Source organism: Tabrizicola sp. (genome assembly GCF_036781545.1).
Lineage (GTDB): Bacteria > Pseudomonadota > Alphaproteobacteria > Rhodobacterales > Rhodobacteraceae > Tabrizicola.
Genome location: NZ_DAIQAT010000051.1, coordinates 1 through 21,040, shown reverse-complemented (window position 1 = coordinate 21,040; position 21,040 = coordinate 1). Strand labels below are relative to the sequence as shown.

Annotated in this window: 27 protein-coding genes and 1 pseudogene; 18 read left to right on the top strand and 10 right to left on the bottom strand. The window is 66.3% G+C overall.

Going from position 1 to position 21,040, the window contains the following annotated elements; genetic code table 11:
* From V7Q39_RS10150 to sucC, 3 genes are all read right to left on the bottom strand, one after another.
* On the bottom strand, positions 1-575 hold a 575-nt coding region (locus V7Q39_RS10150), incomplete at its 3' end, for a succinate--CoA ligase subunit alpha (RefSeq protein ID WP_333816465.1).
* Positions 576-627: 52 nt separating this feature from the next.
* Positions 628-1,203 (bottom strand): hypothetical protein, encoded by a 576-nt coding sequence (locus tag V7Q39_RS10145; RefSeq protein WP_333816464.1) that lies wholly within the window; start codon positions 1,201-1,203, stop codon positions 628-630.
* Positions 1,200-2,393 carry an ADP-forming succinate--CoA ligase subunit beta gene (sucC, locus tag V7Q39_RS10140; protein ID WP_333816463.1) on the bottom strand — a complete coding sequence of 398 codons (1,194 nt, stop codon included), beginning with the start codon at positions 2,391-2,393 and terminating at the stop codon, positions 1,200-1,202. Before sucC ends, V7Q39_RS10145 begins: the two co-directional genes overlap by 4 nt.
* A gap of 267 nt (positions 2,394-2,660) precedes the next feature.
* Here sucC and V7Q39_RS10135 point away from each other — a divergent pair, with 267 nt between their 5' ends.
* Positions 2,661-3,986, top strand: a complete 1,326-nt coding sequence (locus tag V7Q39_RS10135; protein WP_333816462.1) for an aminotransferase family protein — start codon at positions 2,661-2,663, stop codon at positions 3,984-3,986.
* A 61-nt stretch (positions 3,987-4,047) separates the two neighbouring features.
* Here V7Q39_RS10135 and V7Q39_RS10130 read toward each other — a convergent pair whose 3' ends face one another.
* The 3 genes from V7Q39_RS10130 to V7Q39_RS10120 all read right to left on the bottom strand — a co-directional run bounded on the left by V7Q39_RS10130 (position 4,048) and on the right by V7Q39_RS10120 (position 6,122).
* Positions 4,048-5,232 (bottom strand): hypothetical protein, encoded by a 1,185-nt coding sequence (locus tag V7Q39_RS10130; RefSeq protein ID WP_333816461.1) that lies wholly within the window; start codon positions 5,230-5,232, stop codon positions 4,048-4,050.
* A gap of 63 nt (positions 5,233-5,295) precedes the next feature.
* Positions 5,296-5,946, bottom strand: a complete 651-nt coding sequence (locus V7Q39_RS10125; protein ID WP_333816460.1) for a class I SAM-dependent methyltransferase — start codon at positions 5,944-5,946, stop codon at positions 5,296-5,298.
* A complete protein-coding gene (locus V7Q39_RS10120; protein ID WP_333816459.1) occupies positions 5,943-6,122 on the bottom strand; it encodes a hypothetical protein in 180 nt (59 codons plus the stop codon). The genes V7Q39_RS10125 and V7Q39_RS10120 overlap by 4 nt, the downstream gene beginning before the upstream one ends.
* A gap of 340 nt (positions 6,123-6,462) precedes the next feature.
* On the opposite strand from V7Q39_RS10120, the gene V7Q39_RS10115 reads away from it, so the two are divergent.
* A complete protein-coding gene (locus tag V7Q39_RS10115) occupies positions 6,463-7,638 on the top strand; it encodes an aminotransferase class V-fold PLP-dependent enzyme (RefSeq protein WP_333816458.1) in 1,176 nt (391 codons plus the stop codon).
* 57 nt (positions 7,639-7,695) lie between these two features.
* Here V7Q39_RS10115 and mdh read toward each other — a convergent pair whose 3' ends face one another.
* On the bottom strand, positions 7,696-8,658 hold the full coding sequence (mdh, locus tag V7Q39_RS10110) for a malate dehydrogenase (protein WP_333816457.1): 963 nt from the start codon (positions 8,656-8,658) through the stop codon (positions 7,696-7,698).
* Between the two features lie 156 nt (positions 8,659-8,814).
* Between mdh and V7Q39_RS10105 the strand changes: the two genes are divergently transcribed.
* Positions 8,815-9,561 carry a sulfite exporter TauE/SafE family protein gene (locus V7Q39_RS10105; RefSeq protein WP_333816456.1) on the top strand — a complete coding sequence of 249 codons (747 nt, stop codon included), beginning with the start codon at positions 8,815-8,817 and terminating at the stop codon, positions 9,559-9,561.
* A gap of 92 nt (positions 9,562-9,653) precedes the next feature.
* Positions 9,654-9,914: an Ada metal-binding domain-containing protein gene (locus V7Q39_RS10100; protein WP_333816455.1), complete on the top strand. Its 261-nt coding sequence runs from the start codon at positions 9,654-9,656 to the stop codon at positions 9,912-9,914.
* Here V7Q39_RS10100 and V7Q39_RS10095 read toward each other — a convergent pair.
* Positions 9,866-10,177 (bottom strand): hypothetical protein, encoded by a 312-nt coding sequence (locus V7Q39_RS10095; protein WP_333816454.1) that lies wholly within the window; start codon positions 10,175-10,177, stop codon positions 9,866-9,868. The two genes, V7Q39_RS10100 and V7Q39_RS10095, sit on opposite strands and share 49 nt — an antisense overlap.
* A 188-nt stretch (positions 10,178-10,365) precedes the next feature.
* Between V7Q39_RS10095 and V7Q39_RS10090 the strand changes: the two genes are divergently transcribed.
* The 14 genes from V7Q39_RS10090 to V7Q39_RS10025 all read left to right on the top strand — a co-directional run bounded on the left by V7Q39_RS10090 (position 10,366) and on the right by V7Q39_RS10025 (position 19,420).
* Positions 10,366-11,217: an HpcH/HpaI aldolase/citrate lyase family protein gene (locus V7Q39_RS10090; protein ID WP_333816453.1), complete on the top strand. Its 852-nt coding sequence runs from the start codon at positions 10,366-10,368 to the stop codon at positions 11,215-11,217.
* A 35-nt stretch (positions 11,218-11,252) separates the two neighbouring features.
* Positions 11,253-11,822, top strand: a complete 570-nt coding sequence (locus V7Q39_RS10085; protein WP_333816452.1) for an NnrU family protein — start codon at positions 11,253-11,255, stop codon at positions 11,820-11,822.
* 76 nt (positions 11,823-11,898) lie between these two features.
* Positions 11,899-12,102: a DUF1737 domain-containing protein gene (locus V7Q39_RS10080; RefSeq protein ID WP_333816451.1), complete on the top strand. Its 204-nt coding sequence runs from the start codon at positions 11,899-11,901 to the stop codon at positions 12,100-12,102.
* The gene (locus tag V7Q39_RS10075) at positions 12,099-13,121 is read left to right on the top strand and encodes a MaoC family dehydratase (protein ID WP_333816450.1); all 1,023 of its coding nucleotides are present in this window, start codon (positions 12,099-12,101) and stop codon (positions 13,119-13,121) included. Before V7Q39_RS10080 ends, V7Q39_RS10075 begins: the two co-directional genes overlap by 4 nt.
* A 69-nt stretch (positions 13,122-13,190) precedes the next feature.
* Positions 13,191-13,829 carry a TorF family putative porin gene (locus V7Q39_RS10070; RefSeq protein WP_333816449.1) on the top strand — a complete coding sequence of 213 codons (639 nt, stop codon included), beginning with the start codon at positions 13,191-13,193 and terminating at the stop codon, positions 13,827-13,829.
* 190 nt (positions 13,830-14,019) lie between these two features.
* The gene (gene sdhC, locus V7Q39_RS10065; RefSeq protein ID WP_333816448.1) at positions 14,020-14,409 is read left to right on the top strand and encodes a succinate dehydrogenase, cytochrome b556 subunit; all 390 of its coding nucleotides are present in this window, start codon (positions 14,020-14,022) and stop codon (positions 14,407-14,409) included.
* Between the two features lie 11 nt (positions 14,410-14,420).
* On the top strand, positions 14,421-14,792 hold the full coding sequence (locus V7Q39_RS10060; protein ID WP_333816447.1) for a succinate dehydrogenase, hydrophobic membrane anchor protein: 372 nt from the start codon (positions 14,421-14,423) through the stop codon (positions 14,790-14,792).
* A 28-nt stretch (positions 14,793-14,820) separates the two neighbouring features.
* Complete coding sequence (sdhA, locus tag V7Q39_RS10055) at positions 14,821-16,626, top strand: succinate dehydrogenase flavoprotein subunit (RefSeq protein ID WP_333816446.1); 1,806 nt, start codon at positions 14,821-14,823, stop codon at positions 16,624-16,626.
* Positions 16,626-17,024 carry a hypothetical protein gene (locus V7Q39_RS10050; protein WP_333816445.1) on the top strand — a complete coding sequence of 133 codons (399 nt, stop codon included), beginning with the start codon at positions 16,626-16,628 and terminating at the stop codon, positions 17,022-17,024. The genes sdhA and V7Q39_RS10050 overlap by 1 nt, the downstream gene beginning before the upstream one ends.
* On the top strand, positions 17,012-17,335 hold the full coding sequence (locus tag V7Q39_RS10045) for a hypothetical protein (protein ID WP_333816444.1): 324 nt from the start codon (positions 17,012-17,014) through the stop codon (positions 17,333-17,335). Before V7Q39_RS10050 ends, V7Q39_RS10045 begins: the two co-directional genes overlap by 13 nt.
* A 4-nt stretch (positions 17,336-17,339) precedes the next feature.
* On the top strand, positions 17,340-17,633 hold the full coding sequence (locus tag V7Q39_RS10040) for a hypothetical protein (RefSeq protein WP_333816443.1): 294 nt from the start codon (positions 17,340-17,342) through the stop codon (positions 17,631-17,633).
* Position 17,634: 1 nt separating this feature from the next.
* Complete coding sequence (locus V7Q39_RS10035; RefSeq protein WP_333816442.1) at positions 17,635-18,435, top strand: methyltransferase domain-containing protein; 801 nt, start codon at positions 17,635-17,637, stop codon at positions 18,433-18,435.
* A gap of 3 nt (positions 18,436-18,438) precedes the next feature.
* Positions 18,439-19,215, top strand: coding sequence for a succinate dehydrogenase iron-sulfur subunit (locus V7Q39_RS10030; protein WP_333816441.1), 777 nt, complete (start codon positions 18,439-18,441; stop codon positions 19,213-19,215).
* 7 nt (positions 19,216-19,222) lie between these two features.
* Positions 19,223-19,420, top strand: coding sequence for a hypothetical protein (locus V7Q39_RS10025; RefSeq protein ID WP_333816440.1), 198 nt, complete (start codon positions 19,223-19,225; stop codon positions 19,418-19,420).
* On the opposite strand, the gene V7Q39_RS10020 is transcribed toward V7Q39_RS10025, so the two are convergent.
* Complete coding sequence (locus V7Q39_RS10020) at positions 19,411-20,394, bottom strand: aldo/keto reductase (protein ID WP_333816439.1); 984 nt, start codon at positions 20,392-20,394, stop codon at positions 19,411-19,413. The genes V7Q39_RS10025 and V7Q39_RS10020 overlap by 10 nt on opposite strands.
* 50 nt (positions 20,395-20,444) lie before the next feature.
* Positions 20,445-21,040: pseudogene (locus tag V7Q39_RS10015) on the bottom strand (serine hydroxymethyltransferase); the annotation flags it as partial.

The following is a 21,040-nucleotide window of genomic DNA, read 5'->3' as shown; positions in this document are numbered from 1 at the left end:
AGCACGTCGATATGTTCGGTGCCCTTGATCGGGTCGCCGCCGATGCCCACGGCGGTGGTCTGGCCAAGGCCCACGTCGGTGGTCTGTTTCACAGCTTCATAGGTAAGCGTGCCCGAGCGCGAGACAACCCCGACCGAGCCCCTGGAGAAGATCGAGCCCGGCATGATGCCGATCTTGCATTCGCCGGGGGTCAGCACGCCGGGGCAGTTCGGGCCGATCAGCCGCGACTTCGAATCGATCAGCGCGCGCTTGACCTTCATCATGTCGAGCACCGGGATGCCCTCGGTGATGCAGACGATCAGCGGGATTTCGGCGTCGATGGCTTCCAGGATCGAGTCGGCGGCGAAGGGCGGGGGGACGTAGATCGCGGTCGCATCGGCGCCGGTCTTCGCGACGGCCTCATGGACGCTGTCGAAGACGGGGAGGCCGAGGTGCTCGGTCCCGCCCTTGCCGGGGGTCACGCCGCCGACCATCTTGGTCCCATAGGCGATGGCCTGCTCGGAGTGGAAGGTGCCCTGCGAGCCGGTGAAGCCCTGGCAGATGACGCGGGTGGATTTGTTGACGAGGACGGACATCTTCTGTCTTCCGATCTGTTTTGTCAGTTTCAGTTGGCGACACAATGCGAAATCAATTGGAGGAAGCCGTTGAGATTGTTATCGTCGTATTGGGGATATATGAGATCCTCGCACTGGCGTCAGAACCAGGCGGCGACTGAGTGATGCTTACCGCGAAAGATTTGCCGCCGCGGGACACTCTCCCCGCAATGGTGATTATTTCCTTGCCATCATAGGCTTGTGCAGGTGAATAAGTCTTACGGTTGAATCGCGAGATGGAAGCAAAGCCAGCTGATGCAAGCTTTTCTTGAACATCCGGGAATATCTGGTCCGCCCATGTCCCACGAAATCGAACATTGCACGTGTAGGACGTGTAGGCCTTATCCCGATCAAAACCTCCGGCTCTGTATCCGGTCAATGTGATGCCAGTCGATACAGCATCGTTCGTCTTATATCCAAACATACCGTAAAAATTGACTCCGCTTGCGCGGGCAGCAGCCTTTGCTTTGTTTTCCGTCAAATCTTCCGCCAAACACGCAGATGCGAACGCGTTCAGGTATTTTACGTAGGAACGACTGTCGGATGAAGTCGCAGAAGCGTCCGCGACACATCCAGCCAAGGCCAAGACGAGGTAAATGCTTCGCTTCATCCCTTCACCGCCTTCACGATCTTCTCCGCCCCGTCCTTCAGGTCGTCCGCCGCGATGACGTTCAGGCCGCTGTTGCGGATGATCTCCTTGCCAAGCTCGACGTTGGTCCCCTCCAGCCGCACCACCAGCGGGACCTTCAGGCCCACTTCCTTCACCGCCGCGATCACGCCCTCGGCGATGATGTCGCAGCGCATGATGCCGCCGAAGATGTTGACCAGGATGCCCTTCACGTTCGGGTCCGAGGTGATGATCTTGAAGGCCTCGGTCACCTTCTCCTTCGTCGCCCCGCCGCCGACGTCCAGGAAGTTCGCGGGCTCGGCACCGTAAAGCTTGATGATGTCCATCGTGGCCATCGCCAGCCCTGCGCCGTTGACCATGCAGCCGATCTCGCCGTCCAAGGCGATGTAGTTCAGATCGAATTTCGAGGCGGCGAGTTCCTTCGGGTCCTCCTCGGTCTCGTCGCGCAGGGCGGCGATGTCGGGGTGGCGGTAGATCGCGTTGCCGTCGAAGCCCATCTTGGCGTCCAAGAGCCGCAGCGTGCCGTCCTTCAACAGGCAGAAGGGGTTGATCTCCAGCATGTCCATGTCCTTGTCCAGGAACAGCTGGTAGAGCTTCTTCACGATCCCCACGCATTGTTTGACCTGGTTGCCGGTCAGGCCCAGCGCGAAGGCCACGCGGCGGCCGTGGAAATCCTGCAGGCCCGTGGCCGGGTCGATGGTGAAGGTGTGGATCTTCTCGGGCGTGTCATGCGCCACGTCTTCGATGCTCATCCCGCCCTCGGTCGAGGCGACGATGGAGATGCGCGAAGTCTGACGGTCGATCAGGAAGGCGAGGTAGAATTCCTTCTCGATGTCCGAGCCGTCCTCTATGTAGATGCGGTTGACCTGCTTGCCCGCGGCCCCGGTCTGCACGGTGACAAGGGTGCGGCCCAGCATCTGGCGGGCGAATTCGGCGGCCTCGCCGACCGAGCGGGCCAGGCGGACGCCGCCCTTTTCCCCCGCCTCGGGCTCCTTGAAATGGCCCTTGCCGCGGCCCCCGGCGTGGATTTGCGACTTCACCACCCAGAGCGGGCCGTCAAGTTCCCCCGCGGCGGTCTTGGCGTCTTCGGCCTTCAGGACGACGCGGCCGTCCGAAACCGGGATGCCATAGCTGCGCAGAAGCTCTTTCGCCTGGTATTCGTGGATATTCATGGGGCGCCCCTTCGCGGCCGGGATTGGTCAGGGGCGTTCTGGCACGGGTTTGCGGGGGAACCAAACGGCAAATGCCTGTAAAGCGGGGGGAATGCCGGGAAAATGAACGATGTGATCACGGTTGCGAAACGTGTGATCACACGATGGAAAATCGTGATCACATGGTGGCGGTAACGCCAGCCGTGGCGCGAATCACCGGCAGCGTGGCGAGATTGACAAGCCTCGGGGCGCTTGCGAAGGCTTGCACCGGGAGAGAAGGAGACCGCCATGCCGCGCCCAAGCGCCAATGATATCACGCAAGCCATCCTGCCGAAGATCAGCCACGGGCGGGGGGCCTATCTGTGGGATGTGGAGGGGCGACAGTATATCGATGGCTCGGGCGGCCCGGCGGTGTTTTCCATCGGCCACGGCGATGCGCGGGTGAACGCGGCGGTGGCCAGGCAGATGGAGAAGGTGGCCTATGGCTACCGCTATCTCTTCACCACCGACCCGCTGGAGGAGATGAGCGAGATCATCTGCAAGGCCACGGGGCTGGCGGACATGGTCTATACCACCTCGGGGTCCGAGGCGGTGGAAAGCGCGGTGAAGATCGCGCTGCAGTACCATTTCGACCGGGGTGAGCCGGGGCGGGTGAAGTTCATCGCGCGCAAGCGGTCCTGGCATGGCAACACGCTGATGGCGACGGCGCTGTCGGGGTTCGAGGACCGCCAGCGCGCCTTTGCCGGGGCCTTGCCGATGGTGGGCCGGGTGAGTGCCGCCAATGCCTACCGGCTGCCGAAGGGCGTGACGCGGGAGGGGCTGGTCGCGCATCTGGCGGCGGAACTGGAGGCGGAGATCCAGCGGCTCGGGCCGGAGACGGTGGCGGGGTTCTTCTTCGAACCGGTGGTCGGTGCGGCGGGCGGGGCTTTGCCCGCGCCGGAAGGCTATGCAAAGGCCATGGCCGAGGTTTGCCGGCGGCACGGCGTGCTGGTGATCTGCGACGAGGTGATGTGCGGGTCGGGCCGGACCGGGGTGTGGCGGGCGTCCGAAGAGGACGGGATCACGGCGGACATCATCACCGTGGCGAAGTCGCTGTCGGGCGGCTACCTGCCCCTGGGCGCGGCGGTCTACACGCAGGAGATCGCCGATGTGATGGCAGCAGGCCATGGCGGGCCGCTGACCGGGCATACCTATACCGGGCATACGGCCTGTCTCGCCGCCGGGGTGGCGGTGCAGCGGATCGTCGAGGAAGAGGGTCTGCTGGCGCGCATCCGGGACAAGGGGCCGCGCTGGAGGTCGGACCTGCGGGCGCGGATGGCGCATCTGCCGCAGGTGGGCGATGTGCGGGGCCGGGGGTACTTCATCGGGGTCGAACTGGTGGCGGACCCCGAGACCAAGGCGCCCTTCGAGGCCGCGCTGGGGGTGAACGGCCGCATCCGCGCCGAAGGGCTGCGGCGCGGGCTGATCTGTTATCCGTCCGGCGGGCATGTCGACGGGGCGGCCGGGGATACGGTGATCCTCGCGCCGCCTTTCAATGCGAGCGACGCCGAACTGGACGAGATCGCCGACAAGCTGGTCGCCACGCTGGAGACTGTGCTGGCAGACGTGGCCTGAGCGCCGGATTTTTTTCGAAACGTCCGGACCGGAGCCTTCGAAGAAATCGGCGCTCGGCGGGTCAGTTCAGGAACACCGCGAACAGCATCGCATCGCCCTGGACGAAATCCTCGAAGTCGCGCCAGGCCTGTCCGCTCATCTGCGGCCCTTTCTCGGCGTAGGGGAGCAAGCCCTCGCCCTGAATCCAGGTGATCAGATCCACGGGGGGCGGGTTGTCGAAGGCCTTCTTCAGGTTGATCCCGGCCTCGGCCCCGAAGCGCCAGTGCGGGATCAGGACCTCTCCCTTCAGGAGCTTCTCGGCATCGGCCAGCACCGCCTGCCAGCGGTCGCCGGTGCCGGGCGGCATGGTGAGGCCAAGGCCGGAGACCTGCTTGTCGTTCGGCACCCATTCGCCGGTGTTGTCGGTTTCCAGCGCGACCAGGGCCCAGAAGCGGCGGTTTTCCTGGATCATCGACAGGAAATGGCCATAGGCGTCCTGCGCCAGCGCCTTGTCGGGGGTGTTGGAGAGCGCCTGCAGGACCATCGCCGCCCGGTCGACCTGGCGGCCGAACATCATGTCCATCGCGTTGTTCGGGGGGGTGTCGCCCCAGAGCGCATAGATCGCCTTGGACGAGTCGAGGACGCGCTGGATCGCCGGTTCGGGATCATAGGCCAGCGCGGTCGAGGCGAAGCCCGACAGGAAATGGGTGTAGGCCGAAAGCCAGGCGGCATCGGCGGTGTCGAAGGTGATCACGGGGTCCTGCACCTGGACGCCCAACATCCTGCCGCCGCCAAGCGCCATGCCGGTGACGTCGGCGAGGCCCTCGCCCGGTTCGCGGGTGCCGTTCGCGTTGATGTCGAACCAGAGGTCGGCGATGCGGATCGGCAGCGCGAAGGGCTTGTCGCCGAGCTTGGCCAGGGCTTCGCGGGAGGCCTCCATATCGGCGTCGAGGTTGCGGATGAGCGCGGTGAAATCGGCGGCGTGGAAGGGGATGGCGTTCGGGTTCTCCGGGATGGGGAGGCGGAGGATGGGAAGCTCCGACCAGTCGGCCTTGACCCCGGTCTGCCAGCGCAGTTGCAGCGCCTGCTCGATCCCGCCGAGGAAGCGGAGACCGGCGAGGGCGAAGAGGTCCTCGTTGGTGGGGGAGGTCAGGGCGGCGAGCCGGGCTTCGGTGGGGCCAAGGCCGGTGCGGGCGATCTCCTCGGAGATCGTCTCGGCGGTTACTGGGGTGGCGAGGAGGGCGAGGGTGAAGGCGAGTGTGCGCATGGGGATCTCCGGTTCTGGCCCGAGTCTGGCGGTCCGCGGCGCCGGGTGCAAGTCGGGAAGGCCCTATGTGGCGGTCCAGAGCACCTGGCCGCGGGGAAGGAGCATGGGCTGGCGGGCGGGAGTGAAGCCTGCGGTGCGGATGGTCCGGGCGACCTGCGCTTCGCTGACGTGGTAGGGCGGGCGGTCGGGATGGGTGACGACCCCGTCGGGCTGGCGGAGGGGGCCTGCGGTGTCGCCGAGGAAGACGGTGAAAAGGGCCGCGCGGAGGTCGGGGAAGCGGCGGAGGTTGGTCAGCGCGATGGCGAGGGCGGCGTGGGGGAGATGGGTGAAGACGCCGAAGGCGATGGCCAGCGTGATCGTGTCCGGAAGGCCGGGGAAGGCGAAGGCGGCATCCTCGATCAGCCGGTCTTCGGGGAGGGCGGCCGGGTCGGGGAGTTCGTGGAGCCTCCCGTGCCGCATCAGGGCGAGGGAGGCGTCGGTGCCCCAGTAGTGGCCGGGTTTGAGGTAGGGAACCGCCTTGTGGCCGAGGCGGAGGGCACCGCAGCCGATATCGAGGAGGTGGTCCTCCGGCGTCATCCCGGCGGAGAGGAGGGCCTCCATCTGGACGCGCCCCGTCTCGTCCCAGCGGCCGCCGACGATGTCGCGGTGGCGGCCCTTCGCGATGGCCTCCGCATAGAAGCCGGGGGCGAGATAGGGGGAGGCGAGACGGGTCACTCCTTGGGAGGGGCCTTCTGCACCGGGGCCTTGGCGGCGGCCTTCATCCGGGCGAGGAGGTCTTCCTTTGTCTCGCGCGGGGGAGTGGTGGCTTTCGGCCCGCCCTTCTGGGCGTGGTCGGGGCCGCGGGGGGCGCGGCGGGCGCCCTTGGGGTTGCCGGATTTCGAGTAGTCCATTGGGGGCCTCCGGGGAAATGTGTGGCCCCCGGGGATGCCGGATTTGCGGGCGGGGGGCAAGGGGGCGTTTGGGTGCCCACGCGCGGGCAGGTTTCCGGGGCGAGGGAAATCAAGGGGTTGGCTTTGGGCGTTAGGGAAGTGGAAAGGATTGCACTCCTTTGCCCGAATGGCGGGGCAACCGGGCAAACGCCACAGACGACCGCCGGAAGTCCCCGAACATGGCGCGATGGTAGCACGGAACGGACCTTGGCGGGGCGCATTCGGGGCCTTGTGACGATTGCCGAGCCTCGTTACAATGAGAAACAAATTTTCTCTTTATGAAACAGGACGATCCTCGGCCATGGATGACCTCGAAATCCGGCGGCTCCGTGCCGATACGCCTGCTTGCGAAGACATCCTGCACTTCAACAACGCGGGCGCGTCGCTGATGCCCGGCCCCGTGGTCGAGGCAATGAACGGCGTCTACAAGGACGAGATCCAGTTTGGTGGATACGAGGCCGAACGGCGGGCCGGGGCAGAGCTTGGCGCGTTCTACGACGAGTTCGCGGCGCTGCTGAATGCGAAGGCGAACGAGATCGCCTATGTCGAGAACGCGACACGCGCCTGGGATGCAGCCTTCTACGGCCTTCCCCTCGCCTCTGGAGACCGCATCATCACCCATGCGTCGGAATATGCGTCGAATTACCTTGCGATGCTGCATTTGGCACGGCGACGCGAGCTGGAGATCGACATAGCGCCTTCGGACGCATCCGGCCAGATCGACGTTGACGCGCTGGAGCGCATGATAACGCCCAGAACGAAACTTATCGCGATCACCCATGTTCCGACCCAGGGTGGGCTGGTCAATCCGGCGGAGGCTGTGGGAGAGGTCGCCCGGCGGCACGGGCTGATCTATCTTCTTGATGCGTGCCAGTCTGTCGGGCAGATTGAAGTCGATGTGCAAAGGATCGGTTGCGACATCCTGTCCGGCACCGGACGCAAGTTCCTGCGCGGCCCCAGGGGCACGGGCTTCCTTTTTGTTTCCGGCGCGATCCTGGATCGGATCGATCCTCCCTTCATCGACCTGCATTCGGCGACCTGGACAGGTCCCGACAGCTTTGTCTGGGCCGAGGGCGCGAAGCGGTTCGAGAACTGGGAAAGCAATGTTGCGGGCCGTGTCGGACTGACGGCGGCGGCCCGCTACGCACGCCGGATCGGGGTGGACCGGATCGAGCAGCGCGTGGCGGGACTTGGTACAAGGCTTCGGGACGCGCTGGCCGAGGTCGCGGGCGTCACGGTGCATGATCTGGGGCTGCGGAAATCCGGGATCGTGACGTTTCGCAAGGGCGATCTCGATCCCGGCGGGATTGCCTCGCGGCTTCGGGCGCGGGCGATCAACGTTTCGGTTTCGTCGCTGCCCTATGCCCGGCTCGACCTCGGTGCCCGGGGTCTGGGATCGCTGGTCCGCGCCTCGGTGCATTACTTCAACACCGAGGCGGAGATCGAGGCATTCGTGGCGGCGGTGGCAGAGCTTTAGGGCTGCCGGAATGTGCGGGGCAGCCCCGAGGGGAGTCGGGCCGAAGCCCGACCTGCCTTACGCCAGCGACGGGTCGATGCCCTTGCAAGCCGCAACGAGGCCTTTCACGGCGTCGACGGATTTGTCGAACATCGTCTTCTCGGAGGTGTCGAGCTTGACCTCGACCACACGCTCCACCCCGTTGGCGCCGATGATGACGGGCACGCCGACATAAAGGCCGTTCAGCCCGTAGGCGCCCTTCACATGGGCGGCGCAGGGCAGGAGGCGTTTCTGGTCCTTGAGATAGGCCTCGGCCATCTCCACGGCGGAGGCGGCGGGGGCGTAGAAGGCGGAGCCGGTCTTCAGGAGGCCCACGATCTCGGCCCCGCCGTCACGGGTGCGCTGGACGATGGCGTCGAGTTTTTCCTGCGTGGTCCAGCCCATCGCCACCAGATCGGGCAGGGGGATGCCGCCGACGGTGGAATAGCGGACGGACGGAACCATCGTGTCGCCGTGGCCGCCGAGGACGAAGGCAGAGACGTCCTTCATCGAGACGTTGAATTCGAGCGACAGGAAGTGGCGGAAGCGGGCGCTGTCCAGCACGCCGGCCATGCCGATGACCTTGTTGTGCGGCAGGCCGGAGAATTCGCGCAGCGCCCAGACCATCGCATCGAGCGGGTTGGTGATGCAGATCACGAAGGCCTGCGGGCAGTGCTTCTTGATCGCCTCGCCCACCGATTTCATCACCTTGAGGTTGATGGCGAGGAGGTCGTCGCGGCTCATCCCCGGCTTGCGGGGGACGCCGGCGGTGACGATGCAGACATCGGCCCGGCGCAGGAAGGCGTAGTCGTTGGTGCCCACGACCTCGGCGTCGAAGCCTTCGACGGGGCCGGATTGCGAGATGTCCAGCGCCTTGCCCTGGGGGGTGCCCTCGGCGATGTCGAACAGGACGACGTCGCCCAGTTCCTTCAGCGCGATCAGGTGCGCAAGCGTGCCGCCGATCTGACCGGCGCCGATCAGGGCAATCTTGGGTCTGGCCATGGAAGCCTCCTTGGGGGGTGAATCGGGGGCAGGGGTAGCCCCTTATCCCGCGGCTGTCCAGCACTGGAATGTGTCTCGGTATACCATTGTATGCGGAATTTTGCGCCTTCCGGCCCGGTTGAGAAGGGGTTAGCGGTAACGCCAGCGGAGGGCGCGATGGATATCTGGTTCTGGGTGGCGGCGGTGGTCGCGGCGGCGCTGGTGGGGATGGGCAAGGGCGGCGTGCCGATCGTGGGGATGCTGTCGGTGCCGGTGATGGCGCTGGTGATGAACCCGGTGACGGCGGCGGGGATGCTGTTGCCGGTCTATGTGGTGTCGGACATGTTCGGGCTTTACGCCTATCGCCACGCCTATGACCGGCGGGTGCTGGGGATCCTGGTGCCGGGGGCGATCGTCGGGATCGGGGTAGGCTGGGCCACGGCGAGCGTGGTGCCCGAGGCGGCGGTGACGCTGCTGGTGGGGTTGATCGGGGTGGCGTTCGCGCTGAACCTGATCCTGCGCAAGCCGGTGCTGGCGGAGCCGAAGCGGGCAGAGGTCGCGCCGGGCCTGTTCTGGGGGGCGGTGACGGGGTTCACCAGTTTCGTCAGCCATGCGGGGGCGCCGCCCTATCAGGTCTATACCCTGCCGCTGGGCATGCCGAAGGCGGTCTTTGCCGGGACGGCGACGATTACCTTCGCGATCATCAATGCGGCGAAGCTGGTGCCTTATTACGCGCTGGGGCAACTGGGGCTGGAGAACCTGGAGATGGCGGCGGTGCTGTCGGTCCCGGCGGTGGTGGCGGTCTTTGTCGGGGTCTGGGCGGTGAAGGTGATGCCCGAGAAGCTGTTCTTCCGGCTTGTCACCTGGGCGCTGATGCTGATTTCGCTGAAGCTGGTCTGGGACGGAGCGAAGGGGTTGATCTGACCCGGAAGCTGCGGGATCGGCCGGGGGCGGGGTGATCTGCCTCGGGCGGTGTGCGAGGGTGGCGGTGCGCCCTTGATCCGGAGGATGGACCGATGCTGCCCGATACCGATGCGCTTTATGACTCTCTCGCGGCGCGGGACGGCCGGTTCGACGGGCTGGCGCTGGTCTGCGTCAGGACGACCGGGATATTCTGCCGCCTGACCTGCCCGGCGCGGACGCCCTTGCGGCGGAACGTGGAGTTCCGCTCCCTGGTGGAGGACTGCGAGGCGGCGGGGTTCCGGGCCTGCAAGCGGTGCAGGCCGGATCAGGCGGGGTCGCCCCTGGCCGGGAGGTCCTCGGTGACGGTCTCGTAGTTCGAGCCGGAGGCGATCAGGCACATTCGGCCATCGGGGAGGGTGAGGGTGATCGACCAGGTGCCGGTGGCCTCGGCGGCGTAGAGTTCCATCACCGCGGCCTCGCCCGCGATGCCGATGCTGCGGCGGGTCTCGCCGTAGCGCTGGGCGAGGAGCGCGGTCACGGCGTCGCGGCTGTCGCATTGCGGGGCGGACTGGGCGATCCCGGCGGCGGCGAGCAGGACGCCGACGCCGAGGGAAAAGGCGAACATCTGCTGGGTCATTGGCGGGCCTTTCCGGTTTCGGGACGGGCCAAGGCTGCCGGGATCGGGCTGACGGGCGGTTAATGCCTCGCGCGGGTTGCGCTGCGCGCGCCAAGGGATTTCTGCGGCGCGGCGAATTTAGACTTGCCGTTTGTGTCCGATCCGTGCTTTCAAGCGCAAGAATGTTGCGCGGAGGTGAGTCGATGGGAATGAACGGGACGCGTCCCTATCGGTCTGTCCTGTATATCCCGGCCTCGCGCGAGCGGGCGCTGGAGAAGGCGCGGGACCTGGCGGCGGATGCGATCATCTTCGATCTGGAGGATGCGGTCTCGCCCGAGGAGAAGGTGCGGGCGCGGGAGCTGCTGGCAGGGGTGCTGGCGCGCGCGGATTACGCCGCGCGGGCGCGGATCGTGCGGGTGAACGGGCTGGGGACCGAGTGGGTCGAGGGGGACCTGGCGGCCTTTGGCGCGCATGAGGGCGTGGACGCGGTGCTACTGCCGAAGGTGGATGCGCCCGCCGATCTGGAGGCGGTGGCGGGCCGGGTGACGGCGCCGCTCTGGGCGATGCTGGAGACGGCGAAGGGCTGCCTGAACGCGGGCGCGATTGCGGCGCATGACCGGCTGGAGGGGATGGTGATGGGCACCAACGACCTGGCGAAAGAGCTGGGCGCGCGGTTCCGGGCCGACCGGCTGCCGCTGATGGCGGGGCTGGGGACCTGTGTCCTGGCGGCCCGGGCCGAGGGGAAGGTGATCGTCGATGGCGTTTTCAACGCCTTCAAGGACGAGGGCGGCCTCAGGGCGGAATGCGAGCAGGGCCGCGACATGGGCTTCGACGGCAAGACGCTGATCCATCCGGCGCAGCTGGTGGTTGCGAACGAGGTCTTCGCGCCGTCGGAGGAGGAGGTCGCGCTGGCCCGGCGCCAGATCGCGGCCTATGCGGAGGCGCGGGCGCGGGGCGAGGGGGTCGCGGTGGTGGACGGGCGGATCGTCGAGAACCTGCATGTCGCCACAGCCCAGGCGCTGATCGGCAAGGCCGAGGCGATTGCAGCGCTCGCGGTTTAGCGGCAGGGTGGCGCCGCGACCGATGGAGGGCAGCGATGACACTGATCGTTCTGGGGCTTTTGCTGTGGTGGGGCGCGCATCTGTGGAAACGGATGGCTCCGGCCTCGCGGGCGCGCTGGGGCGAGCCGGGCAAGGGTCTGGTGACGGTTCTGCTGCTGGCGGGCGTGGTCTTGATGGTGATCGGCTTCCGGGGCAGCGAGTGGCTGGGGATCGACGGCGCCGAGTTTGTCGAGCTGTGGTATCCGCCGCGCTTCCTGGTGCATGTGAACAACCTTCTGATGGCCTTCGCGGTCTATCTTTTCGCGGCGTCGGGCATGAAGACGCGGATTACCCGGGTGATCCGGCATCCGCAGCTGACGGCGGTGAAGACCTGGGCGGTGGCGCATCTTCTGGTCAACGGGGACCTGGCCTCGGTGGTGCTGTTCGGGGGGATGCTGGCCTGGGCGGTGGTCGAGGTGATCCTGATCAACCGGGCCGAGCCGCGCCCGGTGCCCCCTGCGCCCGCGCCCTTGGGCCGCGAGATCGGCGCCGCGGTGGGGGCTGTCGTCGTGCTGGTCGCGATCATGCTGGTGCACAACTGGCTGGGGGTGCCGCCCTGGGGCTGATACCGGAGCGGGGGTTTCACACCCCCGCACCCCCGTGGGATACTTTGGGCAAAGATGAAAGCAGGGAGATGGGGGCGTGAAGCTCTATCGGTTTCTGAGTGCGGATGACACGTCCGCCTTCTGTCACAAGGTGACGGCGGCCTTGAACAAGGGGTGGGAGCTTTACGGCTCGCCCACCTATGCCTTCGACGCGGCCAACGGGGTGATGCGCTGCGGGCAGGCGGTGGTGAAGAAGGCTCCGGGTGACTACGATCCGGATGTGAAGCTGGGCGAGCTATGAAGACCAATCCGGGACGGTTTTTCGAGGATTACACGCTGGGCGAGGTGATCCGTCACGCGGTGCCGCGAACCGTGGGGGCGGGGGAGCGGGCGCTGTACCATGCGCTTTATCCCGCGCGGGGGGCGGTCTATTCGTCGGACGAGTTTGCGCGGTCGGCGGGGTTGGCGGCCTCGCCGCTGGACGACCTGATCGCCTTCCACACGGTCTTCGGCAAGACGGTGCCGGACATCAGCCTGAACGCGGTGGCGAACCTCGGCTATGCCGAGGGGCGCTGGCTGAAGCCGGTCTGGCCGGGGGATACGCTGCGGTCGGAGTCGGAGGTGATCGGGCTGAAGGAGACCTCCTCGGGTGCGACAGGGGTGGTCTGGGTCAGGACTCGTGGGCTGAACCAGCGCGACGAGACCGTGCTGGACTATGTGCGCTGGGTGATGGTGCGCAAGCGGCGGCGCGAGGTTCAGGTGCCGGTCCATGTGCCTGACCTTGCCGCTTCCGTCGCGCCGGAGACGCTGGTGGTGCCGGAGGGGCTGGATTTCAGCCGCTACGACTTTGGCCTTGCGGGGGAGCCGCATCGCTGGGGCGACTATGAGCTGGGCGAGATGATCGACCATGTCGATGCGGTGACGGTCGAGGAGGCCGAGCACATGCTGGCGACGCGGCTTTGGCAGAACACGTCCAAGGTGCATTTCGACGTGACCCAGCGTGAGGACGGGCGGCGGCTGATCTATGGCGGGCATGTGATCAGCCTTGCCCGGGCGCTGTCGTTCAACGGGCTTGCCAATGCGCAGATGATCGTGGCGTTGAACGCGGGCGCCCATGCCAACCCCTGCTTCGCGGGCGATACCGTGCGGGCCTGGTCGGAAGTGCTGGACAGGGCCGAGACCGGGGTGCCTTCGGTCGGGGCGCTGCGGCTGCGGCTGGTGGCGACGAAGGGCAAGGCAGGAGAGTTGCGCGGCCCGGACGGGAAACACCTGCCCGAGGTGCTGCTGGACCTGGACTACTGGGCGCTGGTGCCGATCTGACATTTTGACTATCCAGTCAGTGGGAAGCTGTGCCATCCTGCCCTCTGGGGAGAGGGAGGGGATCGCACCATGTTTCGCATTGCACTTGCCGCGCTGGCGCTGACGGCGGGAAGCGCCGGGGCGCAGGACCTGTCGCTGTACGGCGGCGGAGAGCTGGAATTCGCCTTCGACGAGGATGGGCCGGATACCGGGACCAACAGCTATCTGAGCGCCTATCTGGAGCTGGAGAGCCGGGGCTTCTATGCGGGCATCTGGGGGCAGGTCGCCGACGATGCCCTGGCGGATGAGGTGGATCTGTATCTGGGCTATCGCACCACTCTGGCGAGCCGGATCGGCTATGATATCGGCTATATCCGCTACCTGTATCCGAATGATGTGGGCGATTATGGCGAGCTGACGCTTGGCCTGGAGGCCCCGGCCGGAGACAAGCTGTCGCTGTCGCTCGACCTTGCCTACGACCCGGAAAACAAGTTGGGCAATGCCTATGTCGGGGCGGCCTTTGCGGCGAGCGACAAGCTGGAGCTTTCCGCCAATTATGGCATCTACGAAGTTGCGGAGGCCCCGTCCGAGACGGAATGGGACATCGGGGCGACCTGGGCGCTGACCGATGAACTGGGGGTCGACCTGCGCTATTATGACGGATCCGAGTATCTGGGCAGCTACATCGGAGTGAGTCTGGCCTGGGATACAACGCTGCTGGGCGGCTGAAGCGAGTGCGACCAAAGTTGTGATCACGGGTCGAAAATTCGTGATCACAAATTGGAAAAACTTGCGCAGATAGCGGAAACATCTCGCGCCTGCGGCATTCTCATGCGTGACTTCGGCGAATTACGCGCTATGCAGAAGACCGAACGATAGCTGTGCAGGTCATGCCCTGCCGCCACCCGTGAGGACTGCGATGGCCGACCCGAAGCCGATCAACCGCCCCCTGTCGCCCTTCATGATCGGCCCCTACTACCGGCCGCAGATGACCTCGATCTCGTCGATCATGGTGCGGATCACCGGGATTGCCACATTGGGCACCGTATTCCTTGTGGTGGCATGGCTGCTGGCGGCGGCGACCTCTCCTCGGGCCTTTGCCACGGTGGACTGGCTGATGACCGGGATCGTCGGCGACCTTGTGCTGACGGCGGCGACCTGGGCGATCTGGTATCACACCCTTGGCCGACTGCGGCACCTGATCTGGGACCTGGGCTACTTTGTGGACGTCCCCGCGGGCGAGCGGATGGGATGGGGCATGTTCATCGGGGCCACCATCCTGACGATCATCACCGTCATCGCGGTTTGAGGAGGCAGGCAATGCAGTTCATGACCGACCGCAAGCGCGCCGAAGGGCTGGGCTCGGCCCGCAGTGGAACACATCATCACTGGCGGATGATGGTCAGCTCGGCCGCGCTGATCGTGCTGGTGCCGTTGTTCATCTTTACCTTCGGCTCTGCGCTTGGCCGTGATCACCCCGGGGTGCTGGAGTTCTATGCGCGGCCGTTCCCGGCGGTTGTTGCGGCGCTGACGCTGATCGTCGTCGCCCTGCATTGCAAGGCGGAAGCCGAGGAGGCGATCATCGACTATGTGCATGGCGTCCGCAGCAAGATTCTTCTGTGGGTCGTGGCGGCCGCAGCCTACGCGATGATCGCGGCGGGGCTGTTCGCCCTGGTGAGAATGGCGCTGTAGGGTCTGGCGGCGCGGCAAGGATACGGAAATGACGGCTGAATACGCATACGAGACGCATGATTATGACGTCGTTGTGGTGGGCGCGGGCGGTGCGGGCCTGCGGGCGACACTGGGGATGGCCGAACAGGGGCTCAGGACGGCCTGCGTGACCAAGGTCTTCCCGACGCGCAGCCACACGGTGGCGGCGCAGGGGGGGATCGCGGCCAGCCTCGGCAACATGGGGCCGGACCACTGGCAATGGCACATGTACGACACGGTGAAGGGCTCGGACTGGCTGGGTGACACCGATGCGATGGAATATCTGGCGCGGGAGGCCCCGAAAGCGGTCTACGAGCTGGAGCACTACGGGGTGCCGTTTTCCCGTACGGAAGAGGGCAAGATCTACCAGCGGCCCTTCGGCGGGCACACGACCGAGTTCGGCAATGGCCCGCCGGTGCAGCGGACCTGCGCGGCGGCGGACCGGACGGGACACGCGATCCTGCATACGCTTTATGGCCAGAGCCTGAAGAACAACGCGGAATTCTACATCGAATATTTCGCGCTGGACCTGATCATCACCGATGGAACCTGCACTGGCGTTGTCTGCTGGAAGCTGGATGACGGCACGATCCATGTCTTCAACGCCAAGATGGTGGTGCTGGCGACAGGGGGCTACGGGCGGGCCTACTTTTCGGCGACCTCGGCGCATACCTGCACCGGCGATGGCGGGGGCATGGTGGCCCGCGCCGGGCTGCCGTTGCAGGACATGGAGTTCGTGCAGTTCCACCCGACCGGCATCTACGGTTCGGGCTGCCTGATCACCGAAGGCGCGCGGGGCGAGGGCGGGTATCTCACCAATTCCGCCGGCGAGCGGTTCATGGAGCGCTACGCGCCGCACTACAAGGACCTGGCGCCGCGCGACTACGTCAGCCGCTGCATGACGCTGGAGATCCGCGAGGGGCGGGGCGTGGGTGCGCACAAGGACCACATCCACCTGCACCTGAACCACCTGCCGCGCGAGACGCTGGAGGCGCGGCTGCCGGGGATCACGGAATCGGCGCGCATCTTCGCCGGGGTGGACCTGCACAAGGAGCCGATCCCGGTCCTGCCGACGGTGCATTACAACATGGGCGGCATTCCGACGAACTTCTGGGGCGAGGTGCTGAACCCGACCCATGCGAACCCCGATGCCGTCTTCCCCGGCCTGATGGCGGTGGGCGAGTCGGGCTGCGCTTCCGTGCACGGGGCGAACCGGCTGGGGTCCAACTCGCTGATCGACCTGGTGGTCTTCGGCCGGGCGGCGGCGATCCGCGCGGGCAAGGTGGTGGACCGGGCGGCCCCGGTTCCGGCGACCAACAAGGCCGAGGTCGACAAGTCGCTGGATCGGTTCGACGCGCTGCGTAACGCCAGCGGCACGATCCCGACCGCCGAACTGCGGCTGGAGATGCAGCGCACGATGCAGGCCGACGCGGCGGTGTTCCGGGCCGAGGAGACTCTGGCAGCGGGCGAGAAGAAGATGACCGCGATCGCGGGCAAGATGGCCGACCTGAAGGTCACGGACCGGAGCCTGGTCTGGAACAGCGACCTGATGGAGACGCTGGAGCTGACCAACCTGATGCCGAACGCGCTGGCCACGATCTATGCCGCCCATGCCCGCACCGAAAGCCGGGGGGCGCACGCGCATGAGGACCATCCGAGCCGCGATGACGCCAACTGGCGCAAGCATTCGCTGGCCTGGGTGGATGGCGACAAGGTCAGGCTTGACTACCGGCCGGTGCATACCGAGCCTCTGACCACCGAGGCGCAGGGCGGGATCGCGCTGGCGAAGATCGCCCCGGCGGAAAGGAAGTTCTGATGACACGAGCTTGGGTATCGGGCAAACTTGGTCTTGCCATGGCTATGGTGGTGGGTCTGCTAAGCGGTTGCGACAGCTACGGCGGCCTCACCCAGGAAACCATGGCTGCCTGCATCAACGAGGCGGCGATCAAGGGTCCCTATTCGGCCAGTTCTACCCTTCGCGATGATCGCATGACATTTATCGTACGCCCTGGTCCCAACGTGAGTGAAGCGCAGGCCAAAATCGCCAACGCATGCATCTCCCGGACGATCGATGGTGGCCGCTCTAAAGCGTCAGCCACCGCACCGGCTGTTGCCGCCACGCCGGCAAGCAGTCGTCCGGCCTCGGTTGAGGGACCGTCGTGCGAAGCCGGTGGGGGCGTTTTCCAGGGAGGAGCGGGCTATTGCGCACGTTGATACACTTCATGGTTCTGGCGGCGCTGATGGTGCTGACCGGATGCGACCCTGCCGAAGTGGTGGACAGTGCGCTGAAGCGGACGGCGCATACGGTGGTCTTCCCGGTGGTCAACATCGACATGCCGGCAGAGCCGGCGCGGCTGGCGACGAAATGCATCCTGGATGCTGCGACCCAGAGCGAGCTGGAACTGCTGGCGCGCGACGTGGGGGTGGAGGCCGGGACCTCGACCAAGGCGACGATCCGCTCCATCGCGGTGCGCCCGGCGGCACAGGCCTGCTTCGCGGCGAATGGCGTGCCGCCGGTCCGGTGATGCGATGCTGCGATTGACCCTGCCAGCCCTGCTTGTCCTTGCCGCCTGCGGCCCGATGAGCATGGAGACGGCCGAGCGCCAGTGTTTCGAGCGGGCGCGGCTGGCCGAGCGGCCGCGCGGAGAGATTGCAGTTGGCGCAACCTCGGACGGGCGCCGGGGCGCCGGGGTGACATTGGACATCAGCTCGGACTTCCTTCTGCGGAAGGACCCTTCCGCCGTCTACGAAAGCTGCGTGATGTCGAAGACCGGTCAGCCGCCGACCCGACCGCTCTACATGCGGCCGGACTGGAAGGGGTGAGATGGCGAAGGACGTGATCCCGACGCCCGACCCCGCGCAGATGCGCTTTGCCAGGGGGGCGCTTGAGCGGATCCGGCGGCGGCGGCTGCGGGAATACGAGGCGATGATGGTGACGGGCTTCAGCCGCACCTGCCCGGTCTGCGGCTATGTTGGCGAGTTCGCTCCTGTGGGCGAACCGCCGCGGCTGGACGGGCTTTGTCCGCTGTGCCGGTCGCGGGAGCGGCACCGTCTGTTCAAGCTTTGGATCGACCGGCGGGGGAGAATCGGCAAGGACATGGCGGTCCTGCATTTCGCGCCCGAACCGGTGTTCGAGCCGATCCTGCACCGGTTGGCGGGGCGCTATGTCACCGCCGATTTCATGCGGGCCAAGGTGGATTTGAAGCTGAACATCGAGGCGCTGGAGCTGGAGGACGCGAGCTTCGACCTGATCATCGCGCATCAGATCCTGGAGCATGTCGACCATGTGAAGGCGCTGGCGGAATGTTTCCGTTGCCTGACGCCCGGCGGGCGTCTGGTGGTGACGACTCCGGTGATCGAGGCCTGGGAGACGACCTACGTCAATCCCGCCGTCACGACGGCCCGCGGGCGCCTGCTGCATTTCGGCCAAAAGGATCATTCGCGCTATTTCGGGCGCGATCTGAAGGATCACATGCGCGGAGCCGGCTTCGCCTTGCACGAGTTCATCTCTGTCGAGCCCGACGTGTCCACCTATGCCCTGATGCGGGGCGAGACGCTGTATGAGCTGACGAAGCCCGCCGCCGAGAGACCTACCCAGTTGAAGACGAAGACCAGGAAAGGCTGACCCATGGTCCAGTTCACTTTGCCCAAGAATTCCAAGATCCGCACCGGCAAGACCTGGCCGAAGCCCGAGGGCGGGAACGTGCGCAAGTTCCAGATCTACCGCTGGAACCCGGATGACGGCGAGAATCCGCGGGTCGATACCTATTTCATCGACATGGACAAATGCGGCCCGATGGTGCTGGACGCTCTGATCAAGATCAAGAACGAGATCGACCCGACGCTGACCTTCCGCCGGTCCTGCCGCGAGGGCATCTGCGGGTCTTGCGCGATGAACATCGACGGGATCAACACGCTGGCCTGCATCTACGGGCTGGACGAGATCAAGGGCGATGTGAAGATCTACCCCTTGCCGCATATGGCGGTGATCAAGGACCTGATCCCGGACCTGACGCATTTCTATGCCCAGCACGCCAGCATCATGCCCTGGCTGGAGACCAAGACCAACCGCCCGGCCAAGGAGTGGCGGCAGTCGATCGAGGATCGGAAGAAGCTGGACGGGCTTTATGAATGCGTGATGTGCGCATCCTGCTCGACCGCCTGTCCGTCGTATTGGTGGAATAGTGACCGCTATCTCGGCCCGGCTGCGCTGCTGCACGCCTACCGCTGGATCGTCGACAGCCGCGACGAGGCGACGGGGGAGCGGCTGGACATGCTGGAAGACCCGTTCAAGCTGTATCGCTGCCACACGATCATGAACTGCGCCAAGACCTGCCCGAAGGGGCTGAACCCGGCCAAGGCGATTGCCGAGATCAAGCAGCAGATGCTGGACCGGGCGGTGTAATCCGCCCGTGCCGCTGCTGCTTCTGGTCCTGGGCGTCTCGGTCTTTCTCTATCTCTGGATCGCCCGGCGCAACTCTACCCTGACGCGCAACTGCCGCTGGCGGCTGGACCGGCGGGTGGCCCCCGACTTCTGGCACTGCGTGGCCTGCGGGGCGACGGTCCGGGGGCGCGAGCCGAGGGATTGTCTGCGGGGGCATCAGGAATAGCGCTCTACCGTCGCGGCCTGCTGGTCGTCATAGCGGTCGCCCCAGGCCCAGCCGAGGGGGAGCAGGCGGTCGATTTCCTGCCTGTCGTCGTCGGAAAGGTCGATCTCTGGGGCTAGGACCCAGGCGCGCAGGTGGTCCGCCGTGCGGGTGCCGGGGATCGGGATGATGTGCGGCGCCCGGTCGAGAAGCCAGGCAAGGGCGACCGCGGCGGGGGTGAGGCCTCGGGTGCGGGCGAAGGCGTGGAAGGCGTCGAGCTTTGCCTTGTTGTGCGGCCAGTTCTCGGCCTGGAAGCGCGGGATGCGGGTGCGGAATTCGGTCGGCGCGAAACTGGCCGGGTCGGCCATCGGCGTGCCGAAGGCGCCGCGGGCGAGGGGGGAGAAGGGGACGAAAGCCACGCCCAGCTGGGCGCAGCGCTGGATCAGGCCAAGCTCGGGCGTGCGGGTCCAGAGAGAATATTCGTTCTGCACTGCCGTCACGGGATGCACCGCGTGGCAGCGTTCCAGCGTGTAGGGGCCGATTTCCGATAGGCCGTAACCGAGGATTTTGCCTTCCTCCTGAAGCCGTTGCATCGTGCCGGCAAGGTCTTCCGCCGGGACCAGAGGATCATGCCGGTGGGCGTAGAAGAGGGTGACATGGTCGACCCTCAGCCGTTTCAGCGAGCCTTCCAACTCCGCGCGCAGATGTTCGGGCCGGTTGTCGATGCGGCGGGCGGGGTCGTCGGAAAAGGCGGCCTTGGTGGCGATATGGGGGCGGTGGCCCCGGGTCTTGAGCCATTGGCCGATCATCGTCTCGCTGACGCCCTCGCCATAGCGGTTGGCGGTGTCGAGGAAGGTGATCCCCGCGTCCCAGGCGGCGTCGAGGGTGCGGAGGGTTTCGGCCTCGGTCGTCGGGCCGAACATGCCGCCGAAGGACAGGCAGCCCAGGCCAAGGGCCGAAACCTGGGGGCCGTTCTTGCCGAGGTGCCGTTGCCGCATCGCCGTCTCCTGCCGTTTCGGGGGCAGAAGACGGGACGGGGCGGGGATGGTCAAGGGTTGACGAAGTGCAGGCCCTGGAAGCGGGCGCGCAGGGCCTTGGTGCGGGGGGCGACGGTCTCGGGCGCGTTGGAGCGCAGACCCTCGGCGATCAGCGCGGCCAGGGCGGGGGCGTCGGCGGGGGTGACGCCGCGGCGCACAAGCTCGGGCGTGCCGATGCGCAGGCCGTTGAGGTCGCCCTGGACGTCCGCGATGGGCAGGCCGATGCCGCAGGCGAGGAAGCCGGCCTTGCGCAAAGTCTTCGACGCAGCCTGACCGCCGCCGAAGGGAGCTGCCTCGATGGCGAACTGATGCGAGGTGGTGGCGCCCCGGTCGGCGGCGAAGACGGGAAGGCCGAGGGTCTGAAGCTCCGTCGCGAGGGCGCGGGCGAGGTCGACCATGGCTTTCGCATAGCCCGCGCCATGGTCGCGCCAGTCGAGGAGCGTATAGGCGAGGGCCGCGGATTTGGCGGCGTCGAAGTTGGCGGTGAGGCCGGGGAAGGCGATGGCGTCGAGACGTTCGGCGATTTCGGCGTCGTTCGTCACGATCAGCCCCCCGGCGGGGCCGCCGAGCGACTTGTAGGTGCTCATCGTCATCAGATGCGCGCCTT